This is a genomic window from Flavobacterium sp. Root935, assembly GCF_001429295.1.
Classification (GTDB): Bacteria; Bacteroidota; Bacteroidia; order Flavobacteriales; family Flavobacteriaceae; genus Flavobacterium.
Map to the genome: position 1 here is coordinate 1,167,274 of NZ_LMJL01000012.1, position 22,753 is coordinate 1,190,026.

Consider the following 22,753-nt stretch of genomic DNA (forward strand, 5'->3'; position numbering starts at 1 on the left):
TCTTACAAAAGGTGAGGTTTTTTATTTTGTTAAAAATGTGTCTTTATTTATAAGTACTTTTGTCATCAAATACCATTTAAATTTAAAATTCATATATGTCAGATTCCACCAAAAACCAATTAAAGAAAAGTTTAGGCCTTAGTTTTAACATTGCCGTATTAATTGGAGGAACAATCGGCGTTGGAATTTTACGAACTCCAGGAACAATCGCAGAAATGCTTAATAATTACTGGCTCATAATCGCTTCATGGCTTTTTGGCGGTTTTTATGTTTTGCTTGGCGCTAATTCTTACGCAGAACTAGCTACAATGTTACCAAAAGCCGGAGGATCTTATAATTATATTAAAAGAGCTTTTGGCGAATATGCAGGTTTTCTATCCGGCTGGTTTGATTATATAACAAATGTTATTCCGCCTGCATTTTATTGCATCGTAATCAGTGAATATCTTATCATTTTATTTCCAGCATTGTCTAGTTATTCAACAGTAATAGCGATTTCACTTTTGACTGCTTTTGTATTAATTCATTTAAGCGGTGTCAAAAACGGAAGTGTTATACAACAGATTACCAGTTTTTTAAAAGTGATTTGTTTTGTGGCTTTAGTTGTAGCTTGTTTCATGTATTCTGGTGTTGAAGTGCCAGCGATTCAAACAGACAGCAGCTTCTTTCAAATCGGATTAATCTTTGGATTTTTTAAATCATTACAACTTATTATCGGAACTTATAATGGCTGGAACAGCGCTTGTTTTTTTGCCGAAGAAAATGATGATCCAAGTAAAAATATTCCGAAGTCACTATATAGTGGAGTTTTACTCGTTATGGCAATTTATGTTTTGGTAAATGCTGCATTTTTCCACGTACTGCCAATCGAAACTTTAGCCAAATCAAATCTCGCGGCGGCCGATGTGGCTAAAATTCTTTTTGGAGAAAATGGCGCTGTAATCGTTACTGTAATTTCTATCTTTTCACTAATTAGTATTTTGAATGCTTTTATGATGATTCCGCCCCGAATTCTTTACGGATTAAGCCGTGACGGATTTTTTATCGAAAAAGGAACACAAATCAATAAAGGAGGAACGCCAATTGTTGCATTGTTAGTTTCATCTTTCGTAAGTTTATTTTTGATCTGCATCGGTTCTTTTGAAGTGCTGTTTTCATTTGCTGCTTTTATCTCGATTATCGTTTGGGGACTCGCCTACTTTTCTCTTTTAAAACTAAGAACATCAGAGCCCAATTTGCCAAGACCTTACCGCTCATTTTGGTATCCGTGGACAACGATAATTGCTATTGTAGCTTCTATTGCTTTGTTAGTGGGATTCATTTACAGTGATCCTAAAAGTTTTATAATTATTATCGGAATTACGATTATTTCTTATCCTTTATTTTTGGTTTTGAGAAAAACTAAAAAGGGTTAATTTGAAATTTTCAAACGTCCCGAAGGGACGATACGATTATGAATTTATTTTTTTTTACCGATGAAATGTTCCCACGGAACATATATTGAATCCTTAGATATTCCGATGAAACAGTAGTACTTTAGTCTTCTTTCTGCCAATTATTACTCTGTTCTATCGGAACATTTCGTCGGTAGAAAAAGGTTAAATAAAACGTATTTACGTTCCGTAGAAACGTCTGATTATTTTAATTATTTATATTTAAACCTTTTAAGAAGTTGTAACTTTTTTTTTAAATTTACCCAAAAAATAAAAAAGTGGGACATTGCCTACAAGCATTCATCTGCACAAAAACTGATTCAGAAAATTTTGCTAAAAGTTTTAAAAATGCCATTAGTATTTCTCTTGGTCAAGGAATTGCTCTTGTTCCAATGACAGAGGAATTATTTGATGAAATTAATAATTCTCAAACCTCAGGTTTTATCAAAAATTTTAAATTTATCAACGAAAACATAGAAGAAATTATCCTAAAAATAATTGAAAATAAAAAGCTCGCTTACGTTGAATCAGAATATTTTGGTAGTACTGGAAGCCAAAAAGCAATTATTTGGAACCAAAAGAATAGAGAACAAGTTTTAGTATTGGGAAAAGACAATATTAATAATGTTCTTAAATATTTTGGTGTGATAGCCGATGAAGGAATAGATGAATTCCAAACATTAGGTTTTCATAATAATAGAAGTACACAGAAATGGATAGAAAATACCTTAAAACAAAACCCGACAGGTTTTTGAAATCTGTCGGGTCCCTCAATAAAATATACTGTTATCTCCTTGCTTTAAAATATTCTTCTAAACTTTCACATCCCGATAAATCTGAAGTGAATTCAGGAAATTGTTTTTTAACTCGTTTTGAACTAGAATATTCATTCTTTTCAGCATAATCCATCATTCGCAAACAAAGTGCCTTGAATTTATCTGTTTTGGCATTTTGATAAGCTAATTTATAATTTGCGATAGCTTTACCTCTACTTCTATATTCAATGTCATCAATATAGGATTCATTATTGTATTTGTCCCAATATGATCTACTCGAATAACGGCGCATCATCCAGGAATTCCCATAATCTGTCATATTGTAATAGCAATTTGCAATTAAAAAATAGTAATAATCCCGATCTTTTGTTTTTGAGTTATTTGCCAAATTGGTATATTTAATCAAATGCTCAGTTATAGAAAGTTTGGTTACAAAATATTTTTCTTCATGCTGAATAAAGTTTTTTGTATGCTTAAAATCATAAAACGGATTTTGGTCAAACAGATAATACTCATCATATTTTCCTCTTTCCCAACCATTATAATTATCCTGCCAGTATTTTTCAGGTAATTCTTTGAAAGTGGTTAAAGCCTTATTTAATTGATCTTCCCGAATGTATTTTGTTCCCAGTAAATCTTTGAGATAATCTTTATCACGAATAAGCTTAGCATAGATTTTCTTTTCAAAATCAGTTGTATTGTTCTCTTCTATTTTATTTACTATTTTTTGAAGATCATTTGCCGAATAAACAAAATCTAAATAATCAAAATAGGTGTGAAATTCTTCTAGATTTCCAGAAGTTTTAATTCTGTTAGAGCGCCATTCCACATTATCATAATGATAACGATAATAATCTTGTTCATTACTAATCAGAGATATTAAAGCTAATCCATCTTCAATATTCCCTCTAAATTCTAATTCGCGCCCTAAAGCAAAAATAAAACGTTCATCATCTTTATATTTTAAAATAATATCTTCTATTTGAGGTTTTATAACAGCATTTCCATTTTCCTGATTAGCTATAATGCAGAGTGCCTTTATTTTTTCAATTTCTTCTGTTATTTTCTCTTTTGGGTATTCTTTTTCAAAAGATTCAATGTGCCTTAAACAAGAAGAATAATCCTTAGATATAAACTGCAAATTAATCTGAATCGCTTTCCAAACTAAGGGATTTTGAGTTTTATTGATTTCAACCAAATTTATGAAATCCAGAACTTCTTTTGCATACAATCTGTCTTTTTCAGAACGTTTTCTTAAAGTTTCAGTTGTTATTTTATCACCCTCATTGATCCACCAAGATGATCCAAATTCAGTGGAAGGCGAATAATTAGAGTAATATGGAGTATAAACCCAATCTTCAATCTTATTAGCTTCTCGTAAAAGCAGAAAATCCAGAATTTCAGATTTTGGATTATTTATATAAATCTTTTTTAAATAATTAAGGTTTTTATCTACTTTCTGTACAGAAGCATAGGCATATATATTTGCTATTTCTTCTTTGCTTTTGGCATATTTTAAAGCTTCCTTAACTTCAAAATCAAAAAAATAATAACTTGCATATCTTTTCTCAGCAGAATTTGCCATCAAATTAACGACATCAATTATTTTTCCTGGATCTGAATTTCTCATTGTATAAAAAAACAGGCTCCAATAATAGAGATAATCTTTTTGTTTATTTCTGAAATTTGATTCAAATACGGATTCTAACTTCTCGCTTCTTAGTGAATAATAGGCAAGCCGAATTGCTAAAAAAGCATACTTACGCTTAAAATATTGGTTTTGTTCTTTTTGTATAATGTGAATTATTTTATCCAATAACGCACTTCGATCATGATCCAAAAATTCATTTCGTTCCCAAATGTCTTCTTCATAAGGATTTATTTCGCTGTTTTTAGCTATTTTTAAATAAGCAATAGCCTCTTTTTTATTGTTTTCATATAAATACCTGATAAATTCGTTATTACTTTTTGGATTAATATCTGTAAATGATAAATTGAAATTAAAATCCTCTATTTCATTTATTGAAACTTTTTTATTGGTATAATTATACCAATCTATAATATTAGCATCAATTGCTTTATTACTATTTTTTTCATCATAATTATATCCCAAAATATTAGCATTATAATAAAATGCTCCGAATCCGGAAAATTTAAAATACTCTGGTTTAAGAATAGAATACCGAATGTCCTCGCCATACGGAGAATAACCGCAAGCAAAGCTCTTGAAAAAGCTACTTACTAAAAGAGCTGTAAAAACTAGAAATTTCTGCATTGCTGTATTTTTTAAAAGTACTTTCGCCTAAATCAAATAATGAAATTGTAGTGTTTTTATCCAGCTCAACATTATTTTTTATAATTGAAATTGCCTCCCTTATTTTTTTTGAATCTACTTCTTCACATTTTATCTGGTCACCAATTCTAAAATAATTCTTATCATTATAAGTAGTATCTTTTGTTACTTCATACCACATTGGCTTAACTTCTTTGGTAAATGTTTTCATATCGGCAGAATTTATATTCAGCAAGCCAGAAAAACGATCATTTTGATACCATTGTGTCCAATAAAAAACAGGTAATGCTACATCCAAATGTAATGGATAACTTCTTCTTTTATTTAAATATGACTTTAATTCATCCAGATCTAAAATGGAATTTTTTGTTTTGTTTTCTAATGGTTTTATTAAGTTGTAACACATCAGCATTGCTTTATCTACTGGTGGAACTCCCATAATATCTGGATATTTATAAGGATAAAGACGAAGTGTACAACTTATTTGTTTTTTTGAGAGTTCTTTAATCTTTTTCAGCAAATAAAAATACTTGTCTTTAGTTGATTTTGTCCAATCGCAATCAATTTGAATTTCATCATATTCAAAAATTACCTTTTCTTCGTTAAAGTAATAAGATTCTTTATGATATTTATCGACTAAAAAAACAATATTATCTGCCAGCTTATCAAGCGATTTTTCATTATTATATTGAAATATCTCATTTCTTATAAAAACAGTCGGCACAATATTTAGAGAATCCAGATTACGAAACATATATTCATTTGGTGAATTTTTTTGATAAGGAAAATTACCCATCGCCTCATTGTAATCGACTTCAAATAATTTATAGTATATTTTTTTTACCTTTAATTTATTGATCCCTTTAACAGATTCATCATCAAAATACGAACTACTTTTCCAGTAGTAAAAGGCCCTTTCAACATTTTCAATCTTGTTTTCTTTATTCGAACAAGACCAAAATACGATTGAAATAAAAAGAAGTAAAATACTGTTTTTCATTATAAATGAGAATAAAATTAAAGAGATAAGTTGTACTTAAAATTATAGATTTTTAATATACTTATATTTAAAAATCATAAACTATTTATCAAACGAAAAAGTAATACATTTATTACAAATAAAAAACCCGACAAATTTTAAAAATTTATCGGGTTTTTATCTTTATACCTAACAGGTTTTAGAAACCTGTTAGGATAGCCATTTATTATTTCAAACCAGCAATACTTTGCTCGATTGTAGCAATTTTTGCTAAAGCATCTGCTTCTTTTTGTTTTTCATTTGCTAAAACTTTCTCTGGCGCTCCGGCAACAAATTTTTCGTTTGATAATTTTGCCTGAACCGATTTTAAGAAACCTTGCGTGTAAACCAACTCTGCAGTTAGTTTTGCAATTTCTGCTTCAACATCAATATTTCCTGAAATCGGGATGAAATATTCGTTTGATTTTACACGGAAAGATAATGCCCCGTCAACTTTTGCAGTAACATATTCGAAAGCAGAAACGTTTCCTAATTTCGTCACAATTGAATCAAAATGCGTTGTCAGGTTCTCGCTGTTAATTGCTTTTAATTCGATTGCATCTTTAAACGGAATATTTTTATCTTTTCTGATCGTTCTAATTCCAGAAATTACTTCTGTAATATTATCAAAATCAGTAATTAAATCTGCATTGAATGGTTTTAATTCTGGCCAAGTCGAAACAATTAAAGCTTCTTCTGGAGTTCTCTCTGCAATAAACTGCCAAATTTCCTCTGTTAAGAAAGGCATAAATGGGTGAAGTAATTTTAAATTACTTTCTAACATTTCGATTGCTTTGTCAAACGTTGCTTTATCAATTGGCTGTTGATATGCTGGTTTGATCATTTCAAGGAACCAAGAACAGAAATCATCCCAAACCAATTTATAAATTGCCATTAATGAATCTGAAATTCTGTATTTCTCAAAATTATCTTCAATGTCAACTAAAGTCTGCTGTAATTTCGCTTCGTACCATTCGATTGCTACTTTTGATGATTCAGGCTGAGCGATAGTTTCTGAAACTTCCCATCCTTTAATCAATTTGAAGGCATTCCATATTTTATTAGAGAACGCTTTTCCTTGGTTACATAATTCTTCATCAAACATAATGTCGTTTCCTGCAGAAGCGCTTAAAAGCAATCCTACACGAACACCGTCAGCTCCGAATTTATCAATCAAGTCTAAAGGATCAGGAGAATTCCCTAATGATTTAGACATTTTACGACGTTGTTTGTCACGAACTAAACCAGTTAAATATACATTTGTAAATGGTTTTTCGCCTGCATATTCGTAACCTGCGATAATCATTCTCGCAACCCAGAAAAATAAAATATCTGGACCTGTTACCAAGTCATTTGTTGGATAGTAATATTTGAAATCTGGACTTTCTGGATCCATGATTCCTCCAAAAACTGACATTGGCCACAACCAAGATGAAAACCAAGTATCTAGAGCATCAACATCTTGTTTTAAGTCAGCTGTTGTAAGTGAGTTGTTAGATGTTTTTTCTTTTGCTAAAGCTAAAGCATCTTCGATATTTTCAGCCACTACAAAATCTTCTTTTCCGTCTCCGTAATAATAAGCTGGGATTTGTTGTCCCCACCATAACTGACGAGAAATGTTCCAATCGCGAATATTGTTTAACCAGTGCGCATAAGTATTTTCGAAACGTTTTGGATGTAATTTAATATCTCCCGTTTCTAAAACTGACTTAATTGCCGGTTTTACCAATTCTTCCATTTTCAAGAACCATTGGTCTGATAATCTTGGTTCGATTACCGCTTTTGTTCTTTCAGAAGTTCCTACTTTATTCAAGTGGATTTCTGTTTTTGCTAAAGCTCCAATTTCTTCTAATTCTTTTGCAATTTCAGTACGAACCACAAAACGATCTTTTCCTTGATAATGCAATCCGAAACTATTTAATGTCGCATCTTCATTAAAAATATCAACGATTTCTAGATTGTGTTTTTCACCCAGCGTTTTATCGTTCATATCATGAGCAGGCGTTACTTTTAAACATCCTGTTCCGAATTCTACATCTACATATTCGTCTTCAATAATCGGAATTACTCTGCCACAAATTGGAACGATTGCTTTTTTACCTTTTAAATGTGTAAAACGCTCATCGTTCGGGTTGATGCAAATTGCAGTATCTCCGAAGATAGTCTCTGGACGTGTTGTTGCAATCGTCAAGAAATCTTCTGAACCTTCAATTTTATATTTTAAGAAAAATAATTTTCCTTGTTGTTCTTCGTAAATAACTTCTTCATCAGATAAAGTTGTTTTAGCTTCTGGATCCCAGTTCACCATTCGGTAACCTCTGTAGATCAAACCTTTGTTGTATAAATCTACAAACGATTTAATTACAGATGCAGACATATCTGGATCCATCGTAAACTTAGTACGTTCCCAATCGCATGAGGCACCTAATTTTTTAAGCTGCTCCAAAATTGTTCCGCCGTATTTATCTGTCCATTCCCAAGCATGTTTTAGGAATTCTTCACGCGTTAAATCATTTTTATTGATTCCTTCTGCTTTCAATTTAGCCACAACTTTTGCTTCAGTTGCAATAGATGCGTGATCCGTTCCTGGAACCCAGCAGGCATTGAAACCTTTAAGTCGTGCACGGCGAATTAAAACATCCTGAATTGTATTGTTCAGCATATGTCCCATGTGAAGGACTCCAGTGACGTTTGGCGGCGGAATTACAATTGTATAAGGTGTTCTATGATCTGGTTCTGAATGAAAATAATTGTTTTTCATCCAGTAATCATACCATTTGTTCTCGATCGTCTTAGCGTCAAATTGTGCTGGAATTGTCATTTATTAGGTTGTTTATTCGTTTAACTGTTTAATCGTTTATTTGGCTAACTGTTTAATTGTTAATTGGTCTTCGGATCAATTATTAATCCTCATTCGATTAAACGAATTAACGATTAAACAATTAAACACCAAAATTGGTTCAATTTTTGTAATTATAACTGAGAGCAAAAGTAAATAATTAAGTACACTATAAAAAGAGAAATAATAATTTGTGTGTTAATTAAAAGAATGTATATTTACTTACAATTAAAAACTAATTTCATATGAAAAATGCAGCCACTTTTATTGCAGTTTTATTGTTTAGTGCAATAAGTTATGCACAAAACGGCCCAAAAATTGAATTTGCAGCCCCTGACAATACAATTGATTATGGAAAAATTTCTAAAGGTGATAATGGGCTTCGCTCTTTTGAATTTACAAATACAGGAGATGCTCCTTTATTAATTACTGGTGCAGAATCAACAGTAAGTTCAATTATAGTAACAAAACCTTCGGCAGCAATTATGCCGGGTAAAAAAGGAAAAATCGATGTAAAATACAACATGGCTTCGGGACCAATTCGTAAAACAATTACTGTTGAAACAAATGCAGTAAATTATCCTGACGGAAGAGTCGCCCTTAAAATTAAAGGTGAAGTTTTATAAAATTTAATCTTATAAATAACAAAAGCCGTTTCTATTTAAAGAAACGGCTTTTTTTTATTATAAATCTTGTCATTTCGAAGAAGGAGAAATGACAAAATTGTGTAATTACTTTGATATTATTTTTTCTCAGCACATTCTGCACTATCAAATTTATATTTTACGCGTTCAAAATCGATTGGTTTGTCTTTTACTAAATAGGTAACACCCATCGTAGTCTGCATTGTTCCGTTTCCTAAAATAAGTTGTTTGTCACGTTTTAAAAGTGCCATTGGATTTTTGAAAATTTTGTCCTTAGTGGCTGCTTCTTTAAAAGTATAATCTATAAACAAAGTATCTCCGTGAAATTCTCCTGCAACCTCACCAGTTCTTACTGTTACAGGCGCAACTTTCATTATCATGTTACCCGATACTTTTCCGTTTTTTAAATTATTTAATTTTAAATCGACTGTATCCTTTTCGTATATCGCTCTATAACATTCAGTACTTACAATCTTTTCTCCATCAGCTTTTGCTGCTTCGGCTTCTTTTTGTTTTTCTTCATTTTTACAACTTTGTAATCCAATACAGATTACAAGCATACAAGGCAAAATTAGGTTTTTCATATTTTAAATATTTTGTTTCGAGGTTATTCCATAAAATTAAATAAAAAAGAAATCAACAGAAAGTATTTTGCAAAAATTTCAGTAAAAAAACAAAACCCGACAGATTTAAAAAAACCTGTCGGGCTGTATGATTTCTTTATAAAATGCTTACAAATTCTTAATTACAAATTCAGACCTTCTGTTTAATTCGTGTTCTTCCTCAGAACAAGATTCGTCTGTTTTACATTTTACAATTGGCACAGATTCTCCGTAACCTTTTGCAGAAACTCTCTTGGCATCAATTCCAGATTGAATTATAAATTCTCGTGTAGAATTGGCTCTTTTTTGAGATAGATCTTCATTGAATTTGGCATTTCCGCGAGAGTCTGTATGTGATCCAATCTCGATTACCATTCCTGGATATTTCTTCATTAAATCGACAACTCGCCCTAAAACAACTTTTGATTCTTTACGAATGTACCACATATTGTAATCAAAATAAATTGGATCAGTTTTGATGATTAATCGGTCTTTATCGCGTACAACATCTTTTTCTGTCGCTAAAATTTCTTTTACTTTTTCCTGCTTTTTAACTTCTGCGGCGGCTATTGCAGCTTCTTTGGCTTTTTTCTCTTTTTGTTTTAATTCTATTGCAGCAAGTTCAGCTTTTTTCTTGTTTTCTTCTTCGATAATGATTTCCTGCTTTCTCTTGTTTTCTGCAATTAGTTTTTCTTCCTGCTTAATGGCTTCTAAAGATTTTAATGCTAAAGATGCATCGCTTACAGCATCTCTAGTTTTTCCTAAAGTCAACGATTTAGATTCATTGGTATATTTTTCCTTGAAAGCCGAAACTTTATAAGAAGCTTCGCAGGCTACTGTAAAACTGAATTTTCCGTCGGCTGAAGTTGTTATTGTATTTAAAGTTTTATTCTCTGCATCTTGTAAAATTACCATTGCATTTTCTAAAGCCAATTTCGTATCAACATCTGTAATTATGCCTGCGATAAATTGTTTACAATCTTCAACAATTAAATCTTTAATTTCTTTGAATTGATAAATATCGTCACTGCCCTTTCCTCCTTCTCTATTCGATGCAAAAAAACCTTCTTTGGTATTGGAATCAATATTAAATGCAAAATCATCTAGATTTGAATTTAACGGTAAACCGATATTAACTGGTTTTGAATATTCATTTCCATTTATTTCAGAAACAAAAACATCTAAAGATCCGTAACCTAAATGTCCATCTGAAGAAAAATAAAGTTTATTGTCTGCAGATGCAAAAGGAAATTGTTCTCTTTTATCTGTATTTACTAATGGACCTAAATTTTTTGGCGTATCAAATGCCCCTTTATTTACATTTACAGCATAAATATCAAACGAACCAAGAGAACCCGGCATATCAGAAGCAAAATACAATACTTTTTCGTCAGCACTTAAAGCTGGATGTTCAACAGAATAGTTCGGACTATTGAAAGGAAGCGATGTAATATTGGTCCATTTCCCGTTCACTAATTCAGCTTTAAAAATCTGAAGATTAGAGATTTTTTTTTCGTCTTTCTTTTTCTTTCCGTTTTTAGAATTGTTTCGGGTAAAATACATTGTTTTGCCATCTTTCGTGAAAACAGCATTTGATTCGTGCATTCCTGTCTTGAGTTCCTTAGCAAAATAATTCACTATAGAATCCGAGGCATTTATATTTTTTAATGGAATGGTAACTAAATTCAAATAGGTTTCATTGTCCCATTTGTATTTTTTATCAAACCAGCCCGGCTTTAATTTGACTCCTGCAAAAACAAGATTCTCTTTGTATTTTACAGCTCCAAATTCAGAGTTGGGAGTATTTATGGGCAAGTTTTTAATCTCGAAACGCTTTCCTATTGCGGTAACATTTTCTAATGTTTTAAGCTCTTTTTCGAAATTAATAATGTCTTCTGCATTAGTAGATTTAGAATAATATTGTTTTAAAGCTGCATTGGCATCATCAGCACTATTGGTTGCTTTTAGAGTTTGCGCATATCTAAAATAATAAGCTCTATCTAAATTATTACCATAATTATTAATTAGTAGACGATAATAGCGCTGTGCTTTTACCAAGTCGTTGGTATAGAAATAAGAATCGGCTAGATTTTTTATTACTTCTTGCGAAGGTTTTTCGTCAGCTAATTTTTGGTATAAAACAATTGCTTCGCTGTAATACGTTTTATCAAAAAATCGTTTTGCACGAGCTAATTCCTGATCTTGGGCATTTATAAACTGTATTGAAAATACGAATATAATAACGAGTAGTTTTTTCATATTTTTCATTTTAAAAGAATCTTGGTGATTTATCAAATCCTTTTCCTAGTAAATCTAAATCGAATAACAGCATAATTTCGTGCGTTCCTGAATTAAACTGACCGAAGTTTGTAAGTGTATAATCGTAAGCATAACCCACTCTTAGTGTTGGTGTAACATTTATATTGAACAGTGCACTTACCGAATCGTCAATTCTATAAGCTGCACCAAATTCAAACTTTTCGTTGTACAAAACATTTGCTGTAACATCTAAAGTTATTGGTGAACCTTTTACAAATTTGGACATAAATGCCGGTTTTAATTTCAACACATCATTGAGCTGAAAAACATAACCTGCCGTTAAAAAAGTGTGTATTTCTTCAGAACCAAAAGCATTTACTCCTGATTTTTCTTCGATATATTTAGATTTTAGCAAATTAGGAACAGATAATCCAACATACAAATTGTCTCTAAAATAGTAAGCTCCAACTCCAATATTGGGTTTAGTGGCATTTATGTTTTCTGAAAAAGCAAAATCAGTTTGCGGGTCTGTGAAACGAAAACCGTTAAAATTACTTTGCATAGATGAAAATCCAGCTTTTAAACCTAGTGAAAGTTTATTTTGTCCGCCTAATTTTAAGACATATGCAAAATCAGCGTAGACATTATTTTCTTTTTTGGCACCATCTCCAATATCATCTGAGATGAATGAGATTCCTGCTTCTATTTTATCTGTAATAGCAGTGTGTCCGAAAAATGTAAAAGTTTTTGGAGCTCCAACTGCACCAACCCATTGTGTTCTATATAGTCCGCCAAAATTCATCATTGCGGGAACTCCTGTTGCATACGCTGGATTTATCACACTCATATTATACATATAATGTGTATATTCTGGATCCTGCTGTGCAGAAACTGATAAGTAGAAAAGGAAATTTATAAAGAGTAGTATTTTTTTCATTTGAAAATTATATTAGAAATATAAAAAGAGATTTATCGATTTAAATAAAGACGGCCTTGCTGCGGCGGTTTATTATCTTTATTAAAATGAAGCACATAAAAATAAACTCCGTTGGGTGCAACTCCGCCAGCGATACCGCTCTTTTCATAGTTCATTCCGTCCCAGGCTGGTTTATTTTTATCTCCTTTATACATTCCGTTTCCGTATCTATTATAAATTTCAAGTGTGTAATTTGGGTATAAGAATTCAATATCTTTTATCACAAATGAGTCGTTTGTGCCATCTCCATTTGGAGAAAATCCATCGGGAACAAAAAAGTCATTTGGGACATTATTGCATTCTGTTAATGTGACTGTGACTTCAATATATTCTGAAGAGAAACAGTCTGTACTTGGAAAATTAAATCCATAATATCTGCCTTGTTCAATCAGATGAGTTGTACTAGATAATAAATTTCCATTATTCGGAGCATCATACCAAACCACACTTGAAGGAACATTGGTATTATTGGATAAATCTGAAATCGTTGGATTATTTAATCCGCAGAAGTTTTGCCCATCTGAATTTAATACTGGAGCAGGTGAATCGTTTATGGTAACTACAACCGTGGCAGCTTCTGAAGTACATCCCGCGGGCGAAGTTTCTCTTACATAATAATTACCAGATTCTAAAATCAAAGTACCTGCCAATGGCGTGGTTGATGTTGCTGAATTGTACCATTTATATTGATTTCCGTTCGGAACTAAATTAGCAACTGCAGCTTCATCAACTTTACAAAAAGATTGAGGATTTACTGTTGGCGGAACTGGTATTGGGTTGATAATAAAACTGTCTAAAACATTAGTTAAATTAATATCACAACCGGTAATATCGTTCTTTAAATTTGTTAATGAAATAATTGTTGAGCCAGTATTTAAAAGTAAACCTGCAGGAATCTGAAATTCTGCTTTTCCGTTAACAGCCGTCAAAGTAATTGTTTCTGAAGCAATATTATCTCCAAGAAGCATATAATTAATTGTAATATTAGTTAGATTTCCTAATCCTGAAATTGTTGCTGAAACGGGATCATTTAAACAATGATCGCTTACTGCTACACTAACTGTCGCAGCATTTGGAAGCGGATTTATAATTAAATTCCCTCTTACATTTGCTGTATTGGTACAAGTAGTAACGGTATTGGTGATATTAGTTATTACTATAGATGAAGCGCCGCTGTTTCTATTTAAGTTTCCTGGAATTACAAAATTTGCTTCTCCCCCAGATACTGTTATATTCCGTGTCTGCCCTAATGCAAAATTATCTCCTGTAACATTGTATACAATATTATAATTGCCATCTGGCAGTAAAGTTGCATTTTTTAAATAAGCCAAAGCATCTTTATTTTGGCATGTTGGATCAAGCGTTAACACTGCACCATCTAAGCGTGGAATTGGATGAACTTCAAGAACATCAGATAAATTATTGACAATATTTACACAGGCTCTTTTACTTGTAGTTGCTACAATATTGGTAATAGTCAGCGTAAATTTACCTACTTGTCTAAAGTAAGAAGACGAAACTGGAAAATTAAGTACTCCATTCACAAAGCTAGAAGTAATCGTTTGACTTCCTCCGTTTGGTCCAGATACATTAAAGGTTACCTCGTATTGTCCGTTTGGAATTGGCTGAGCCCCTTGTGTCAATGTTGCAGAGTAAACCGCTGTTGGAATTTCTGGTTCACATATATCTTTAACGACATCAACTTTTGCTCCTGTAAAATCAAGTCTTTTTTCTATTGTTACCTTAACAGCTGCAGTTTTATCTGGGCAAACTTTATTATTTGGAGTAGCATAAACCGTATAGTTAAACTGATATTCTCCTGGTCCGCGTGCATTGTATAAATCCTCTAAATTCACATTATGATCTGTTGGAGAAGTAATTCCAGGACCGCTCCATTCACCGCCACCGTCTTGACCAGAAAGTCTAGTATTTAAATCTAAGTCTGTATAATTTGAAATCTCCGTATCAGCACAAATTAATAAGTCGCTCGGAGTTCCTTCTTTTGGTGCTCTAACAACAGTTATAATTACTGTAGAAGAAGGCGAATCTGTCGAACAAGCAAGCACAGGCGGAACGGTATAAGTATATTGATAAGCTCCTTTTTTATCAGTTATCGGGATAGATGATTCTGGCAAAGGCTGTCCGCTGCTGTCTGTCCAAACTCCATTAGTGTGCGGAGCCATAACGGTACCATTGAAAGCGGTAAAGAGATTAAAAAAATTTTCGTCGCTACACACGGTTGCATAAGGAGCTGGTACACCAGCATACGCGCCAATTCTTATCGTGATCTTAGCGGTTCTGTTCGTACATCCTGCTGTAACTGGGGCAGTATAAGTGTATACATAAGTACCTCCACTACTTATAACTTGAGCATTCAGCGTTCCATTTACTGCGTCTAATCCTCGAGGGTTAGTATTTGCAGTCCATGTCCCTCCTGGCACTGGAGTTCCTCCTAATAAAGAAAACAAAGAAATATTTTGATTTACTGGATCTGCAATAGTAGTACATAAATCTAATTGTGCATCAGATCCTGCACATTGTGCAGCAACTTTTGTGGGTAAAACCAATAAACAAGTAAAAACAAATAATATTTGTAAGAAATTAAAGTAGTTTTTGGCCATAGATTAAATTTTTGTTAAACATAATAAAATATCTAGGCAAAAATCTAATTTTAACAAACGTTTTTTCACAAAAAATAAAAATTTCTTTAAAATAATTTTATAAAAAACCAATTTTACTTAACGTTAAGTTATTCTTTGTCAATTTTAAAGTTCATCTTCTAATTTGAATCTGAATTTGAGTACTACACTATTTCTTTCTATTTCTAAATTTATCCAAATATCATCTTCAGATTTTAAAAGATTGTTTATCTGCTGTAAACTGTATCTGTATGGCTGCGTATTATTTATGCTTATTATGATATCACCTTTGCGTAAACCACATTTTTCTGCAGCTGAGTTCTTGCGCACATTCACTATTTCATAAACCGGCTTAAGGGCAAATTTGTATTTAAAATTGTTATTATTTTTGTCTTTTTCCTGTAATTCATCAATGGTCGAGGCCACTTGTACAGTTTCAAGATGAACGGTCTCCTGTACCCACTGCAAGCCGTTATGCTGAACCGTAATCCCACTTTTATTATAAGTAAACGGTTCGTTAAATTTGCTGTTTTTCTTTAAGTATAACTTTTTCTCCTTATAGTCAAGTATAACGGTAAAACGTTTTAGAACCTCTCCTCCAACAGAACCAATACGTCCTGGAACCATCTTCACATTTCGGATGGAAACTGAATCGGGAAATGAAACAATTGGTTTTTTAAAATCAAATTCATCAATCGAAAATTTATCGATTTTAGCGCGATGTCCTTCAATATCACCGCTGAAGCCTTTTCCTAAGAAATCGGGAAAATTTTTGTCTGGAAGCCTGATTGTATTATTCTCAAAAATCCAGAAAGCATCACTATTTCCAATATCAATTAAAAGTTTTGCCGGAATATCAACATTATTTACTGTAGCGGTAGTTAGAATATAAGGTTTTGATCTTTCTATAGTTATCGGGATTTGTTTGAATTTCTTATCCAATTTGTCCTGAAATTTATTATTTCTGGTATAAACTATAATTTTCTTTTTTTGATAATTAATTTCGACTACATTATTTCGGAAGAATTTATGACCAATGATTCCGTTAACAGGGATTCCGATATGAGAAGATAAATTGAAACTTTGATCCAAAATAATAAAAACCATATGGTCGTCTGATCTTAAACCATGTGTTTCTAAAATATTTTTTGTTGATTTTAAACCCTCAATTTCTTCTTCACTTCCAAGACCCCTAAGTTTTATTTTTTCGACATTATTAAAGCTTACTTCCTGCTTGTCTTCCATACTGAACAAAATAGTTTCTTCAACACCTGAATCCAATAGAAAATTTAGCTCTACTCCGTTTACTTTAATGGGAATAAAAATAAGATTGTTAATCAATTTAAAAGGGACTGTAGCTTTTGCTGCATTGTTTTGTAATAAAAAATCGCCTTGTCCAAAAAGCAAAAAAGGTAAGAATAACCCAAAAAACAATACTATATATTTTTTCATTGGCAATATTTTATTATAAAATTAGTAAATATATTTATTATTGTTACATTTTTGCAAGTACCCTTATTGTTTACGTTAAATTCGAAAAAAAAATGCAAATTTGCACTTCAATAATTTATACTCATGCCTACAATTTCACACAAGGGAAGAAACATGCCCGAATCTCCGATACGTAAGCTTGCTCCTTTTGCAGATCTAGCAAAGAAAAAAGGACACAAGGTGTATCACTTAAACATTGGTCAACCGGATATCAAGACACCGGAAGTGGCCATCGAGGCGGTAAAAAATATTGATTTAACTCTTATAGAATACAGTCCGTCTGCCGGATATGAAAGCTATAGAAAGAAATTAGCTCATTTTTACCAGCGCCAAAATGTAAACGTTAACACAGAAGACATCATTGTAACTACTGGTGGTTCTGAAGCCTTACTATTTGCGCTGGCCACAATAACAGATCCTGGAGATGAAATTATTATCCCAGAACCTTTTTATGCTAATTATCACGCATTTGCATCGTCTACGAGCGCAACTGTAGTACCACTTGTTTCTACTATTGAAACTGCATTTGCTTTACCAAGTATAGACGAAGTTGAAAAATTAATAACACCCAAAACAAAAGCCATTCTGATTTGCAACCCTGGAAATCCGACTGGATATTTATATTCTGAAGCTGAAATTAAGCAATTGGCTGGTTTGATTAAAAAACACGACTTGTACTTAATTGCTGATGAAGTGTATCGTGAATTTTTATACGACGGAGATGATGTACATTTTTCTGTAATGAATTTAGAAGATGTGCAGCAAAACGTAATTATGGTCGATTCTGTTTCTAAACGTTACAGTATGTGCGGGGCAAGAATTGGCTGTTTGGTTACTAAAAACAAAGATGTTTTAGCAACGGTAATGAAATTTGCTCAAGCGCGTTTGAGTCCGCCTACAATTGAACAGATTGCCTGCGAAGCTGCTATTGATACGCCTCAAAGTTATTTTGATGAAGTAATTGCAGAATACAAAGAACGCCGCAACACGCTAATTGCCGAATTAAATAAAATTGAAGGAGTTATTGTTACAAAACCTAAAGGCGCTTTTTATTGTATTGCTGAGCTTCCAATAAAAGATTCTGATGATTTTGCACAATGGCTTTTAGAAAGCTATAATTTAAACGGTGAAACTGTAATGATTGCTCCTGCCAAAGGTTTTTATTCAACCCCTGGCATGGGATTAAATCAAGTGAGAATTGCATATGTATTGAATAAGCAAGATTTAATTACTGCCGTAAATATTTTAAAAGAAGCATTATTGGTTTATAATAACAGATAATCAAGATTTTAAAAACAAAATTCAAAAAGACAATAACCCTTTCGTTATTGTCTTTTGTGTTTTAAATTAGAATATTATGATCGTTAATTTAGATTATATCCAAAAAGGAACAATTAAATCGTAAAAACCATAGAAAAGGTTTCCTATTTATTAATTATCTTTACCGCCTTAAAAAGATATACCCAATATAATAGTAGTTTTTAATGATAAATAACGAAGATTTTTTAGACGAAATAGGTGACAGTCATTTCAGCAGTAACGCCAAAAACCCTTTAAGAGAAGATGCTTTTGACTTAACTGATGAAGAAAAAATAGAAAAAATAAAAAAAGATGTCGAAAACATTCTACAAACTCTTGGAATGGATTTAACAGACGACAGCATTAAAGGAACTCCAAATCGAGTTGCAAAGATGTTTGTTAAGGAGATTTTTGGAGGTCTTAATCCTGCAAAACAGCCAAAAGCTTCTACTTTTGACAATAATTATAAATACGGTGAAATGTTAGTAGAAAAAAACATTACTGTTTATTCTACCTGCGAACACCATTTACTTCCAATTATCGGACGCGCTCACGTGGCTTATATCTCAAGCGGAAGAGTTATTGGTTTATCTAAGATGAATCGTATTGTTGAATATTATGCTAAAAGACCTCAGGTTCAAGAGCGTTTAACAATGCAGATTGTACAAGAACTTCAAAAAGCTTTAGGAACAGAAGATGTTGCCTGCGTTATCGATGCAAAACATCTTTGTGTAAATTCGCGTGGAATTAAAGATATTGAAAGCAGTACTGTAACTTCTGAATTCGGAGGAAAATTCAAAGATCCACAAACGAAGAGAGAATTTTTAGATTATATAAAACTAGACACTCAGTTCTAATTTTATACAATAATTCTATTATATTTATGGTCTAGCCCTGATAGAAGCGGCATCCTTTTGTGGTGGGGTTCACCACAAAAGATATAGCGAATAGCAGGATTAGCTACTAAAAAACATTAATAAACAATTATGCCGTTATACAATACACAACCGCTGAAAATATACAATTCGCTTTCTGGCGAAAAAGAAGATTTCAAACCAATCCATGAAGGAAACGTTGGAATGTATGTTTGTGGTCCTACGGTATATAGCAATGTTCACCTAGGCAATGTGAGAACTTTTATGTCTTTTGACGTAATCTTCAGATATTTTCTGCATTTAGATTATAAAGTTCGCTACGTTAGAAACATTACCGATGTTGGGCATATCGTAGATGATGTCGATGAAGGTGAAGATAAAATTGCAAAAAAAGCCCGTTTAGAACAATTAGAACCAATGGAGGTTGTACAGCGCTATACTGTAGATTTCCATAACATTCTAAAAGCTTTTAACTTTTTACCGCCAAGTATTGAGCCTACAGCGACTGGACATATTATTGAGCAGATTGAAATCATCAAAAAAATTATTGATAAAGGCATTGGTTATGTTGCCAACGGATCGGTATATTTTGATGTTGTAAAATACAATGAAACCAATAATTACGGCATTCTAAGCGGTAGAAATATCGATGATATGCTTGCAAACACGAGAGATCTTGACGGACAATCTGACAAAAGAAACCCTCAGGATTTTGCACTTTGGAAGAAAGCAGAACCAGAACATATCATGAGATGGCCTTCGCCTTGGAGTGATGGTTTTCCAGGCTGGCATCTTGAATGTACTGCTATGAGTACCAAATATCTTGGAAATCATTTTGACATTCACGGAGGCGGAATGGATTTAAAATTCCCTCACCACGAATGTGAAATTGCTCAAAATGAAGCTTGTACTGGCCAATCTCCTGTAAATTACTGGATGCATGCTAATATGCTGACTTTAAACGGAAAGAAAATGGCTAAATCGACTGGAAATAATATTTTACCAGGCGAAATTCTTAGCGGAGAAAATAACATTCTAAGCAAACCATTTTCTGCTTCTGTAACTCGTTTTTTCATGCTTCAGGCACATTACAGAAGTATTTTAGATTTTTCTGATGATGCGATTGTTGCTGCAGAAAAAGGATACAAAAGATTGATGGAAGCAGTTGATGCTTTACCAAGTATTACTGCAGGAAACACAAGTTCTATAGATTTCGCAGCATGGAAACAGCTTTGCTATGACGCAATGAATGACGATTTCAACACACCAATTTTAATCGCTCAGTTGTTTGAAGCCGTTCGTTATATCAACTTATTAAAAGATGGTAAAGAAACTATTTCTGCAAATGATTTAGCAGATTTTACAACCGCTATAAATGCTTTTGTATTTGATGTTTTAGGACTTAGCGATGAGAAAAGTGCTGAAGGAGACAATGATAAATTAGAAGGAGTAGTTAATATGCTTATCGCAATGAGAAATCAGGCGAGAGCAGATAAAAACTTTGCCCTTTCTGACCAGATTAGAGATCAATTAATTGCTTTAGGAATACAATTAAAAGACGGAAAAGAAGGAACATCTTTTAGCATTCAGTAAAGAAATTAAAACTTTGGATGTAACAAAATTCTTTTAAAGACAACAAATAGAAGTCTGGAAAAACTAGACAATAAGTATTGATAAAATGTTATCCAAAATTCTAATATATCCATTTGTACTCTTGGTTCGTTTTTATCAAACGGCAATTTCTCCGTTTACACCGGCGTCCTGCAGATTTGAACCTACATGTTCGACTTACATGATCCAAGCTTTGCAGACTCATGGATTATTCTACGGCGGATTTTTAGGAGTAAAACGTATTTTAAGCTGTCATCCTTGGGGAAGAAGCGGTTACGATCCTGTACCAGAAAAGAAATGCAATCATAAACATTAACCTTTTATAAAACGGTACTTTACATTAAATATTTATTTTTACAATATATAAAACATTTTACATGACACACGCCTTAAATTTTGTTTGGAATCCCTCAGAAGGAATCAATTTAGGATTTTTTATGATTCGTTATTACAGCTTAATGTTTGTAATTGCTTTTCTTTTAGGATGGTTCTTAATGAAAAAGATTTTCGAAAGAGAAAACGAATCACTAGAAAAATTAGATTCATTATTTGTTTGGACTGTTCTTGCAACTTTAATTGGTGCGCGTTTAGGACATGTTTTCTTTTACGATTGGGAATATTTCAGAAACCATTTACTAGAGATTTTCCTTCCTTTTAGATTCGAACCAAAATTCGAATTCACAGGTTTCCAAGGATTAGCGAGTCATGGTGCAGCAATTGCTATTATTGTTGCTATGTATTATTATAGTAAAAAGATTCTAAAACGTCCTTTATTATGGATTTTAGACCGTATAGTAATTCCTGTTGCCAGTGGAGCTATTTTTGTTCGTTTAGGTAATTTCTTCAACTCAGAAATTATTGGTAACGAAACCACATCTGCATTTGGAATCCGTTTTTTACATGATAAATTCAGTAAAAATGAAGCTGTACAAAAAACTGGAATTACCGATCCTGTAGAAGCCTACAATGCAATTGCTACAAATCCGAAATTTGCTGATTTATTAGCTCAGGTTCCAGCAAGACATCCTGCACAATTATACGAAGGGTTCTCTTATATTTTTGTCTTTGCAATTTTGTACTTCTTATACTGGAAAACAAATACTAGACTTAAATCTGGTTATTTATTCGGATTGTTTTTAGTTCTTTTATTTGTTGTTCGATTTGTTGTTGAATTTGTAAAACAAAGCCAAGGCGGTATAGAAGAAGATTTAGGTTATTTTTCAACAGGACAATGGCTGAGTATCCCATTCATAATCATTGGACTTTTCTTCATAATTAGAGCACAAAGAAATCCTCTTGCAGAATCATAATAATTTTACATTATATCAAAACGCCCAATATCTAAGATATTGGGCGTTTATTTTTTATAATTTATACGAAATACCAAACTCAATATTCTTTGTATTATAGCCCGCATTTGAGCTTCCTAAACCTGCATTTGATACATGTCGCAAACTCGGACGAATATCAATCTGAAATTGATCATAAGCAGCCGTAAAACCAACAGCCAAAACATCTGCAAAAGCAAAACCTTTAGACATACGCTCAGTTTCTGTATCTGTTATCATTGGTCCAATACTTCCTAAAACGTAACAGGAGAATATTTTTCCGATTGGCTTTCTCACCATAAAGCCCAAATTAAGAACATATTCGTGAACGTTTTTCAATTGCATATACTCCACTCTTTTCTCTTCAAAATTTGGCGTCTCCGGCTTTACGAAATATAAATTCAATAACTGATGTTTTCCAAAATTTATTTCTGGCTGTACTAAAATATCATATTCAAAATTTCGAGTTTTCTTAAGCCGATAATACAATTGCGCTTTATAAAAATGATTGGTAAAAGTATAATCGGTATTATTGAATTCGCTTCCGAAACCATAACTCATTCCTATTCTAAAGTCACTGCTTTTCTGCTGAGCATTGATATGCAATACAGCAAACAAAAGAACTACCGAGAATATTCTTTTTCTACTCATAAATAGGATTTGGATCTGA

The 22,753-nt window shown here is 32.4% G+C and carries 17 protein-coding genes; 8 read left to right on the plus strand and 9 right to left on the minus strand.

Features of this window, described 5'->3' with window-relative positions; genetic code table 11:
- The first annotated feature begins 95 nt into the window (after nt 1-95).
- Nucleotides 96-1,415 carry an APC family permease gene (locus tag ASE40_RS19755; protein WP_057119032.1) on the plus strand — a complete coding sequence of 440 codons (1,320 nt, stop codon included), beginning with the start codon at nt 96-98 and terminating at the stop codon, nt 1,413-1,415.
- 296 nt (nt 1,416-1,711) lie between these two features.
- The gene (locus tag ASE40_RS19760; protein WP_057119034.1) at nt 1,712-2,188 is read left to right on the plus strand and encodes a hypothetical protein; all 477 of its coding nucleotides are present in this window, start codon (nt 1,712-1,714) and stop codon (nt 2,186-2,188) included.
- Nucleotides 2,189-2,219: 31 nt separating this feature from the next.
- Here the strand turns inward: ASE40_RS19760 and ASE40_RS19765 are convergent, their stop codons facing one another.
- The 3 genes from ASE40_RS19765 to ASE40_RS19775 form a co-directional block, all read right to left on the minus strand.
- Entirely contained in the window at nt 2,220-4,484 is a 2,265-nt protein-coding gene (locus ASE40_RS19765) for a hypothetical protein (protein WP_057119036.1), read from the minus strand.
- Nucleotides 4,444-5,502, minus strand: coding sequence for a hypothetical protein (locus ASE40_RS19770; protein WP_057119038.1), 1,059 nt, complete (start codon nt 5,500-5,502; stop codon nt 4,444-4,446). Before ASE40_RS19770 ends, ASE40_RS19765 begins: the two co-directional genes overlap by 41 nt.
- A 205-nt stretch (nt 5,503-5,707) precedes the next feature.
- Nucleotides 5,708-8,341: a valine--tRNA ligase gene (locus ASE40_RS19775; RefSeq protein ID WP_057119040.1), complete on the minus strand. Its 2,634-nt coding sequence runs from the start codon at nt 8,339-8,341 to the stop codon at nt 5,708-5,710.
- A 263-nt stretch (nt 8,342-8,604) separates the two neighbouring features.
- Here ASE40_RS19775 and ASE40_RS19780 point away from each other — a divergent pair, with 263 nt between their 5' ends.
- On the plus strand, nt 8,605-8,985 hold the full coding sequence (locus tag ASE40_RS19780; RefSeq protein WP_057119042.1) for a DUF1573 domain-containing protein: 381 nt from the start codon (nt 8,605-8,607) through the stop codon (nt 8,983-8,985).
- A 116-nt stretch (nt 8,986-9,101) separates the two neighbouring features.
- Here ASE40_RS19780 and ASE40_RS19785 read toward each other — a convergent pair whose 3' ends face one another.
- The 5 genes from ASE40_RS19785 to ASE40_RS19805 all read right to left on the minus strand — a co-directional run bounded on the left by ASE40_RS19785 (nt 9,102) and on the right by ASE40_RS19805 (nt 16,931).
- Nucleotides 9,102-9,587 (minus strand): hypothetical protein, encoded by a 486-nt coding sequence (locus ASE40_RS19785; protein ID WP_057119044.1) that lies wholly within the window; start codon nt 9,585-9,587, stop codon nt 9,102-9,104.
- 147 nt (nt 9,588-9,734) lie between these two features.
- Entirely contained in the window at nt 9,735-11,864 is a 2,130-nt protein-coding gene (locus ASE40_RS19790) for an OmpA family protein (protein WP_057119864.1), read from the minus strand.
- Nucleotides 11,865-11,874: 10 nt separating this feature from the next.
- On the minus strand, nt 11,875-12,801 hold the full coding sequence (locus ASE40_RS19795; RefSeq protein WP_057119047.1) for a type IX secretion system membrane protein PorP/SprF: 927 nt from the start codon (nt 12,799-12,801) through the stop codon (nt 11,875-11,877).
- Nucleotides 12,802-12,833: 32 nt separating this feature from the next.
- Nucleotides 12,834-15,461: a gliding motility-associated C-terminal domain-containing protein gene (locus ASE40_RS19800; protein WP_057119048.1), complete on the minus strand. Its 2,628-nt coding sequence runs from the start codon at nt 15,459-15,461 to the stop codon at nt 12,834-12,836.
- A gap of 144 nt (nt 15,462-15,605) precedes the next feature.
- The gene (locus tag ASE40_RS19805; protein WP_057119049.1) at nt 15,606-16,931 is read right to left on the minus strand and encodes a PDZ domain-containing protein; all 1,326 of its coding nucleotides are present in this window, start codon (nt 16,929-16,931) and stop codon (nt 15,606-15,608) included.
- A gap of 123 nt (nt 16,932-17,054) precedes the next feature.
- Here ASE40_RS19805 and ASE40_RS19810 point away from each other — a divergent pair, with 123 nt between their 5' ends.
- From ASE40_RS19810 to lgt, 5 genes are all read left to right on the plus strand, one after another.
- Entirely contained in the window at nt 17,055-18,251 is a 1,197-nt protein-coding gene (locus ASE40_RS19810) for a pyridoxal phosphate-dependent aminotransferase (protein ID WP_057119050.1), read from the plus strand.
- Nucleotides 18,252-18,454: 203 nt separating this feature from the next.
- Nucleotides 18,455-19,126, plus strand: coding sequence for a GTP cyclohydrolase I FolE (gene folE, locus ASE40_RS19815; protein ID WP_057119052.1), 672 nt, complete (start codon nt 18,455-18,457; stop codon nt 19,124-19,126).
- Nucleotides 19,127-19,255: 129 nt separating this feature from the next.
- Nucleotides 19,256-20,737: a cysteine--tRNA ligase gene (cysS, locus tag ASE40_RS19820; protein ID WP_057119055.1), complete on the plus strand. Its 1,482-nt coding sequence runs from the start codon at nt 19,256-19,258 to the stop codon at nt 20,735-20,737.
- Nucleotides 20,738-20,822: 85 nt separating this feature from the next.
- The gene (gene yidD, locus ASE40_RS19825; RefSeq protein ID WP_057119058.1) at nt 20,823-21,071 is read left to right on the plus strand and encodes a membrane protein insertion efficiency factor YidD; all 249 of its coding nucleotides are present in this window, start codon (nt 20,823-20,825) and stop codon (nt 21,069-21,071) included.
- 61 nt (nt 21,072-21,132) lie between these two features.
- The gene (gene lgt, locus ASE40_RS19830; protein WP_057119061.1) at nt 21,133-22,065 is read left to right on the plus strand and encodes a prolipoprotein diacylglyceryl transferase; all 933 of its coding nucleotides are present in this window, start codon (nt 21,133-21,135) and stop codon (nt 22,063-22,065) included.
- 54 nt (nt 22,066-22,119) lie between these two features.
- Here the strand turns inward: lgt and ASE40_RS19835 are convergent, their stop codons facing one another.
- Nucleotides 22,120-22,734 (minus strand): acyloxyacyl hydrolase, encoded by a 615-nt coding sequence (locus tag ASE40_RS19835; protein WP_057119063.1) that lies wholly within the window; start codon nt 22,732-22,734, stop codon nt 22,120-22,122.
- Nucleotides 22,735-22,753 lie beyond the last annotated feature (19 nt).

Excerpts from the sequence above, each read along its gene's own strand:
- ASE40_RS19755 (WP_057119032.1), top strand. The coding sequence starts at position 96 with ATGTCAGATTCCACCAAAAACCAATTAAAGAAAAGTTTAGGCCTTAGT.
- ASE40_RS19765 (WP_057119036.1), bottom strand. The coding sequence starts at position 4,484 with ATGCAGAAATTTCTAGTTTTTACAGCTCTTTTAGTAAGTAGCTTTTTC.
- ASE40_RS19770 (WP_057119038.1), bottom strand. The coding sequence starts at position 5,502 with ATGAAAAACAGTATTTTACTTCTTTTTATTTCAATCGTATTTTGGTCT.
- ASE40_RS19775 (WP_057119040.1), bottom strand. The coding sequence starts at position 8,341 with ATGACAATTCCAGCACAATTTGACGCTAAGACGATCGAGAACAAATGG.
- ASE40_RS19780 (WP_057119042.1), top strand. The coding sequence starts at position 8,605 with ATGAAAAATGCAGCCACTTTTATTGCAGTTTTATTGTTTAGTGCAATA.
- ASE40_RS19785 (WP_057119044.1), bottom strand. The coding sequence starts at position 9,587 with ATGAAAAACCTAATTTTGCCTTGTATGCTTGTAATCTGTATTGGATTA.
- ASE40_RS19790 (WP_057119864.1), bottom strand. The coding sequence starts at position 11,864 with ATGAAAAAACTACTCGTTATTATATTCGTATTTTCAATACAGTTTATA.
- ASE40_RS19795 (WP_057119047.1), bottom strand. The coding sequence starts at position 12,801 with ATGAAAAAAATACTACTCTTTATAAATTTCCTTTTCTACTTATCAGTT.
- ASE40_RS19800 (WP_057119048.1), bottom strand. The coding sequence starts at position 15,461 with ATGGCCAAAAACTACTTTAATTTCTTACAAATATTATTTGTTTTTACT.
- ASE40_RS19805 (WP_057119049.1), bottom strand. The coding sequence starts at position 16,931 with ATGAAAAAATATATAGTATTGTTTTTTGGGTTATTCTTACCTTTTTTG.
- ASE40_RS19810 (WP_057119050.1), top strand. The coding sequence starts at position 17,055 with ATGCCTACAATTTCACACAAGGGAAGAAACATGCCCGAATCTCCGATA.
- folE (WP_057119052.1), top strand. The coding sequence starts at position 18,455 with ATGATAAATAACGAAGATTTTTTAGACGAAATAGGTGACAGTCATTTC.
- cysS (WP_057119055.1), top strand. The coding sequence starts at position 19,256 with ATGCCGTTATACAATACACAACCGCTGAAAATATACAATTCGCTTTCT.
- yidD (WP_057119058.1), top strand. The coding sequence starts at position 20,823 with ATGTTATCCAAAATTCTAATATATCCATTTGTACTCTTGGTTCGTTTT.
- lgt (WP_057119061.1), top strand. The coding sequence starts at position 21,133 with ATGACACACGCCTTAAATTTTGTTTGGAATCCCTCAGAAGGAATCAAT.
- ASE40_RS19835 (WP_057119063.1), bottom strand. The coding sequence starts at position 22,734 with ATGAGTAGAAAAAGAATATTCTCGGTAGTTCTTTTGTTTGCTGTATTG.